At 44.6% G+C, this 6,939-nt stretch carries 7 protein-coding genes; 1 reads left to right on the forward strand and 6 read right to left on the reverse strand.

The window, feature by feature from the left end; translation table 11 throughout:
• The first annotated feature begins 92 nt into the window (after window positions 1–92).
• Entirely contained in the window at window positions 93–386 is a 294-nt protein-coding gene (locus ACFO3D_RS14230; protein ID WP_390297309.1) for a hypothetical protein, read from the forward strand.
• Between the two features lie 69 nt (window positions 387–455).
• Here the strand turns inward: ACFO3D_RS14230 and ACFO3D_RS14235 are convergent, their stop codons facing one another.
• The 6 genes from ACFO3D_RS14235 to ACFO3D_RS14260 form a co-directional block, all read right to left on the reverse strand.
• The gene (locus ACFO3D_RS14235) at window positions 456–1,151 is read right to left on the reverse strand and encodes a DUF421 domain-containing protein (RefSeq protein WP_390297312.1); all 696 of its coding nucleotides are present in this window, start codon (window positions 1,149–1,151) and stop codon (window positions 456–458) included.
• 96 nt (window positions 1,152–1,247) lie between these two features.
• The gene (locus tag ACFO3D_RS14240; protein WP_390297315.1) at window positions 1,248–1,670 is read right to left on the reverse strand and encodes a GNAT family N-acetyltransferase; all 423 of its coding nucleotides are present in this window, start codon (window positions 1,668–1,670) and stop codon (window positions 1,248–1,250) included.
• The gene (locus tag ACFO3D_RS14245) at window positions 1,670–2,185 is read right to left on the reverse strand and encodes a YjcG family protein (protein ID WP_390297319.1); all 516 of its coding nucleotides are present in this window, start codon (window positions 2,183–2,185) and stop codon (window positions 1,670–1,672) included. The genes ACFO3D_RS14240 and ACFO3D_RS14245 overlap by 1 nt, the downstream gene beginning before the upstream one ends.
• A 113-nt stretch (window positions 2,186–2,298) precedes the next feature.
• Entirely contained in the window at window positions 2,299–3,024 is a 726-nt protein-coding gene (locus ACFO3D_RS14250; protein ID WP_390297357.1) for an alpha/beta hydrolase, read from the reverse strand.
• Window positions 3,025–3,120: 96 nt separating this feature from the next.
• Window positions 3,121–4,941, reverse strand: coding sequence for an ABC transporter ATP-binding protein (locus ACFO3D_RS14255; protein ID WP_390297321.1), 1,821 nt, complete (start codon window positions 4,939–4,941; stop codon window positions 3,121–3,123).
• Window positions 4,931–6,661, reverse strand: coding sequence for an ABC transporter ATP-binding protein (locus ACFO3D_RS14260; RefSeq protein ID WP_390297324.1), 1,731 nt, complete (start codon window positions 6,659–6,661; stop codon window positions 4,931–4,933). The genes ACFO3D_RS14255 and ACFO3D_RS14260 overlap by 11 nt, the downstream gene beginning before the upstream one ends.
• Window positions 6,662–6,939 lie beyond the last annotated feature (278 nt).

Raw genomic sequence — 6,939 nt, forward strand, 5'->3', positions numbered from 1 at the left:
AGTATTATTTGTTGGAAAGGGTATATAAAGATAACTGAATCGTCGAATATATTTAAACATATACTGTAAAAAATGATGAGGGAGGGTCTGTTATGGGCTACATACTGCCAATACCACATTATCAATACAGCGATTACCAGAACCGTGATATTCAGGAAAAGAGAAACCCGTTTTATATTGAGGGACCATACAAGGTCATGCTCGAATATGGCGACTGGGAACAAGAAGAGGATACTGATGAGGAAGACAAGTACCGCCGTACCGGGGACACCGTGCCTGCAGGTGAATCGGAAGGCAGGGAGGCAGATGCTGCCCAGGATCCTGCCCGGGAAAAAATTTACGCCGACCTGACCGGAAAAGGCAAGAACTACAATTTTATCGTATGAAGAAACAGGAAAAGTGCTCAATCGACCGAATGGCAACCGGTTGTTGAGCACATTTTTATGTGATTAGCCCTAAGGATTTTCATACCTCGTAGGAACAATAAACAGGCGATCAGCTCCGTCAACCCACTCGGCGAAAAAAACATCATTAATCGAAGGGACATTCTGGCGCTTCAGTTCCTGGTAAACCCATTCTTCTGTGAGCTTTGCTTCTTTCAGATTATCCCAGAGAATTTCACCGTCATTGATAATGGTCATTGGCATTCGGACAGGGGAAGGAGGGATGTTCATATCGCCGTTGGTTGGCTGCTTTTCCTGGTGTTTTTTCAAAACGGAAACCGAACCATCCGTCTCCAATACCGCATACTCGACCTCCTGAATGGAAAAAGCATCTTTTGCACGAAGAAGATGCTGAAGCTGATTAATATCGAGTTTACTTCTCCGCATTTCCTCACGGTCGAGTTTTCCCTGATGGATAATTATCGATGGCTTACCTTCCAGGATATTTCGTGTACCTTTAAATTTCTGGGTAACAATCTCTGTTACATATAGAATAACGCCCCAAATAAATACAGCATAAATTATTTCAAAAACGCCCGCCTGATCATCAAACAGCGCATTACCGACCAGTTCACCGAGCACAAGGGCGGCCACGAAGTCAAATGCGGTCAACTGGGTGATTTGTGTTTTTCCAAGAACCTTTGTCAATAGAAGAAGGGAAGTGAAACCGACTAACGTTTCCACCAGAATTGGCAGCATGTTCTCCATTCAGAGACCTCCTAACATTCAAGTGTTAGGATATCCTTTATAAAAAAAAGCATACATAAAAACGACAGTCCGCCCTTCGATGAACTGCCGTTTCTGTTATAACTCTTTTATCATGGTAACGTGGGGAATGCCAGCATCCATGAATACATCCGACACTGGGCGGTAATTCAGCCGCTCATAAAACGCAATTGCATGATCCTGGGCATTCAGTTTGGCTTTTGAATATCCCGCACGTTGGATGACGTCTTCCATTTTCTCAATCATCTCAACACCAAAATGCTTGCCGCGATGCTCCTTCAGTACGCAAATTCGCTCCAGTTTTCCGTAGTCATTCAGGAATCGGACACGACTTGCGGCGACTGGAGTGTCATTTTCATATCCGACCAGGTGGATTGCTCCCTCGTCGTGCTCATCTAATTCATGCTCTGGAGGTACGTTCTGCTCATCCACAAACACCGCAGTCCGCACCTTGTAAGAGTCTTGCTTTTCTTCATTCATTTCGACTACCTTGATTTCCATTATTTATCCTGCCCAAACACAAAGGACTCATAAACCGTCCAGATTCCGTTCTCAAGCTGGTAAAGCAGATGAAAGCGGTCGATAGTGTCTCGGAAACTGACATCCTTCATCTGAAGACTACCGAAAATATCCGAGTATTCATCATGTGAAAGTTTTTGCGCGATTGTGATGTGGGGTACAAAATTGTACTCCATGTTTTTCGGAAACTTGCCAGAATGCATTTTCTCATACAAATCATCAAGCGGTTTAATTGGCTCGACCTTCAGATAAATAGTATTAGTCACCGGTGAGAATGTGCTTACCTTGTTGACCTCGATCTCGAAAGGCTCCGATTCGCTCGCGATATTCCGTAATTCCGGAATAAGCTCAGCAATTCGATCGTTGTCTGCTTCAAATGATTCTTTCAATGTCAGATGAGGAGGAATCGTCGCATAATGCGGGTCATAACGCTTTCTGTACGAGTTGATCTCGTCCTGAACAGGTTTTGACGGAAATATTGCAATACCATAATTCATAATAAAACCTCCTGATTTAGTGTAGTTTTATGATTACAACGTTTATTAGTGTATCTTCAATTATACAAAAGTTAGCGTAAGATAGAAAGGGTATTTTCAGAAATTGGCAACAATTAGCTAAATGTACTCACGAGTGCACGCTTCAAATCCTTCTGCCAATACTTCCAGGTGTGCTCGCCGTCCTCAAGTTCATGATACCTATAACTGGAACCTTTTTCATCGAGAAGTTTATGCAACTCCCGATTCGGTTCTACAAAATCAAGCGTCTGACCGTCAGTTGTATCAACCGCTGATTCATATGTTCCAATAGTATGGTAAACATCAATCGAATGTATATCCTTGGCTTCCTTTACTGCATCAAGAACTGTGTCATCCACATATGGCGACTGCATGATGACCTTACCGAATGTGTGCGGATATTTCATCGCAGTCATAAGTGCCAGCGTCCCGGCAAGCGAGTCACCCATCAGCGCACGGGATTGGCCCATATGATAGGTGGGGAGCAAGTCATCAAGAAATGGTACCACTTCATTGACTAGAAACTTCGTGTACGCGCCATTCTGTTCACCGCTTGGATGATATTTTTTCCGACGGTCATATTTATCCTGGTAATGAATGCCGACAAACACCGTATTATGGATCTCTTTACTATCGTGCAGCCGGTCACTTAATGTTGCCGCACGTCCAAGCTGGTAGTAATCATTTCCGTCCTGCATAATACAGATGTGATACTTGTAAAGGTCGGAAAACGACTCCGGTTGATAGATTTTTAATGTCATCGTTTCATTCAGATACTTGCTTTCGATTTCTTTATCAATCATTGTTCCTTTGCGTCCGATTCTCAACACCTCATTTACATATGTGCTATGATTTTCCCTAATTAATGTAAAATAAAACCGTTTCATATACAGTTTATCATTTTTCCAACAAAATACCTAAGCATGCTCCTTGAGCTGTCCTTTATACAATCCATAGTATCGACCACGCTGGGCAATCAGCGACTCGTGTGAACCCTGCTCAATGATTTCGCCGTGCTCAAGCATAATAATTTTATCAGCTTCCTGAATTGTGTTCAGCCGGTGAGCAATCACAAAGCTGGTCCGGCCGTCCATCAGGTGCTTAAGCGCATCCTGAATCTTCAGCTCGGTCACTGTATCAATATTGCTAGTCGCCTCATCCAGAATAAGGATTGACGGATTAGCCAATATTGCCCGGGCAATAGTAATCAGCTGTTTCTGCCCTTGACTGATGCCGCTTCCGTCCTGGTCCAGAATGGTGTCGTACCCGCCCGGGAGCCTTGTAATAAACTCATGTGCGTTCGCATTTTTTGCTGCCTCCAGGATTTCCTCATCGGTTGCATCCAAACGTCCATAGCGGATATTTTCCCGGATCGTTCCGTAAAAAAGAAATGTGTCCTGAAGAACGAACGCCATATGTCTACGTAGGCTTGACCGTTTAATGTCCTTAATATCGACATCATCCAGCGTTATTTTTCCCGCATCATAATTATAGAATCGGGAAATCAGGTTAATGATCGTTGTTTTCCCAGCACCGGTATGTCCGACAAACGCTACCGTTTCACCCGGTTCAGCTTCAAAGTTTATTCCTTTTAAGATAGGAGTATCTTCATAGCCGAACCGCACATCATCAAACTTCACATGGCCGCGGGTTTCTACTAGCTCACGGGCCTTGCCTTCATCCGTTTCTTCCTGTTCTTCATCAATTACGTTAAATACACGCTCAGCGCCAGCCACCGCAGATAAAAGAATGTTGAACTGGTTTGAAAGTTCGTTCAGCGGGCGGGTGAACTGCCGTGCATATTCGGTGAAAATAACAATGACACCGACCGTGATCATCTCGTTAATCGCAAGAATACCACCAACTAAAGCAATAAGACCAAAGCTTAAAAAGTTCAGCATGTTCATGACCTTAGGTATAAACCCGGAAATCGTCATCGCCCAGAAACCGGTGTGCTGGAGCTTCGCGTTGCGTTCCTTAAACTCACCAATAACTCGCTTTTCCTGGGAATACGTTTTGACGACATGCTGTCCTGACACTGTCTCCTCGACATAGCCGTTTAGCTCACCAAGATCTTTTTGCTGGAGTTTATATAACGGACCGGTCCTTCGTGTAATCCAACGCATCCCGATAAACATGAGAGGGATGATTATCATCGTAACAACGGTCAGTAGGGGACTGAGCGATAGCATAACGACAACCGTTCCAATCAGTGTCAGGATACTGGCGAAAATCTGGATAACCGACTGGTTTAGTGTATTGTTGACGTTATCGATGTCATTGGTAATCCGGCTCATCAGCTCACCGTGCTGCCGTTTGTCAAAATAGGAAATAGGGAGGCGGTGGAACTGATGGAACAAGTTCTCCCTTAATGAATAAACCGTGTTCTGCGCGATTCCGACCATCCAGTAGTTCTGTAAAAAAATCGATAGCGAATGTCCAAGATAAACTACAATCAGCCAAACGAGCAGCATGCCAAGCCCAGATGGATCTTGCTTAACGATATAGTCATCGATCGCCATCCCGACCATATACGGTCCAAGCAGACTCAAGGCCGAGCTTGCGACCACCATCAGAATAACAAGCGTCAGCATCAGCTTTTCGCGGGCAAGATATGACCAAATCCGTTTTACTGTCCCAGCCGTGTTACGCGCTTTATCCTTCTTTTTATAATCCTTAATATTTTCGAGCGGAATTTTTTCGTATTGGAAAGGTTTTTTTATATCATTAATTGGCATTGGAATACTCCTCTCCAAACTGCGATTCGACAATCCGGCGATACAGACCGGACTCGTCAAGCAGCTCTTCATGCGTACCAACCGCTAGCACCTCGCCGTAATCCATTAAAAGAATCCGGTCCGCGCTTATCGCGGTTGATATTTTCTGCGTAATAATCAGCGTTGTACAATCGTCCTGATGAATCGCATCAAGTAGCCGTGATTCGGTCGCAAGGTCCAGCGCACTCGTACTGTCATCAAGCATCAGGATTTTCGGCCTGCGGATCAGCGCCCTGGCGATTGATAGACGCTGCTTCTGACCACCGGAAAGATTGACACCTTTCTGGCCAATTCGCGTTTCATATTGCTCCGGAAGTTCCATAATCGTGTCATGAATCTGCGCATCCTTGGCCGCCTGAACGACTTCCTCCTTGGATGCATTTTCCTTACCCCATGCAATATTATCGATAATCGATCCACTGAAAAGCAGGGGAGTCTGCGGCACGTAGCCAATACTCCGGCGCAATTGCTCCAATGTATAGGAAGTAATCGGTTCTTCATCAATATAAATATCTCCGTCCGTTGTATTATATAGGCGTGGGATTAGTTGAAATAACGACGTCTTCCCAGACCCTGTTGCACCGATGATCGCAAGCTCCTCGCCCCCGTCAACGGTAAACGAAACCTCGTCGAGTACCTTCTCATCGTGATTTGGATAGGAAAAAGAAACACGATCAAACTCAATCTTTCCTTCCCGGACCGCAGCCTTATCTCTGGCGCTCGCATGGTCGACAAGGTCCACTTCAACTTGCATGACTTCATCAAGCCTTTCAGCGGATGCTTTCGCACGTGAGAATCCCATTATAATGAAGGTAAACATCGAAATCGCCATCGAAACACGGAGCGCATAGTTAACGATCGCCACCACGTCACCGACCGATGTCTCACCGGCCACCGCCAGCGAATTTCCGTACCATAGAATAAATATCAGACTCAGGTTCATCACAAACAGGAGAATCGGCATCGAGGTTTCAATGAAGCGGAACGTTCGTCTTGTGGTGTTCGCCAGATTGCTGTTGGCGGAAATAAAACGGTTCTCCTCATGATTCCGGCGGAGGAATGCTTTGATCAGCCGCATCCCGGCAAGGTTTTCCTGCATAACACGGTTCACGTTATCCACGTTCTTCTGCACCTTATCGAACATTTTGGATGCTACTTTAAGTACCCATAGAATGAACGCGACCAGGAGCGGCACCGTAATCAAGAAAATAATCGCAAGCCTCGGATTCACGATAAACGCCATTACCACGCCGCCAATCACAATCAACGGCGCCTTGGTCATAATCCGAAGTGCCATAAAAATTGTATTCTGAATCTGACGCACATCATTGGTGAATAGTGTCACCAGACCTGATGTCGGATACTGATTCAGATTCGCAAACGAAAACGACTGGATCTTATGGAACAGTTTCTCCCGGATATCATAGGCGAAACTGAAACTCGTATGCGATGCAAAAAAGGAGTTTATAATACCAGCGACAAAACCGGTAAACGCAAGCCCAATCATAATCGAACCCCACATCACGATATTCTCCAGGTCCTTATTCATAACCCCGTTATTAATCATCTTTCCAAGAAAAAACGGCAGAAGCAGCTCCACCATCAATTCAATAAATGTCATTGTATATGCCACCGCAATAAACAACTTATACGGCTTTAAAAAAGAAAAAATATTCCTCATCTGATGGACCCCCGTAGTCAGAAAAACTCTCTATAGTTAATTTTTACAATTGTCATTTTATTATAATATCAAACGGGTTATTAAGCCAAGGGAATGTTTCGGGTTCAGAAGTATTATTCGCAGTAGGAAAAGAGCTTCTTCTGATCGGGCTGGAGGGGTTGGATGGGGCGGAATCGATTATATATGCGTGATATCCGATGATAAAGGGGTAGGATTCTTTTAAGCCCCCTTAATCCTTTAGACACCTAATCCAATCTTATCTACAATTAAGGTAGCTG

The sequence above is a fragment of the Virgibacillus kekensis genome, from assembly GCF_042654125.1.
Classification (GTDB): Bacteria; Bacillota; Bacilli; order Bacillales; family Amphibacillaceae; genus Lentibacillus; species Lentibacillus kekensis.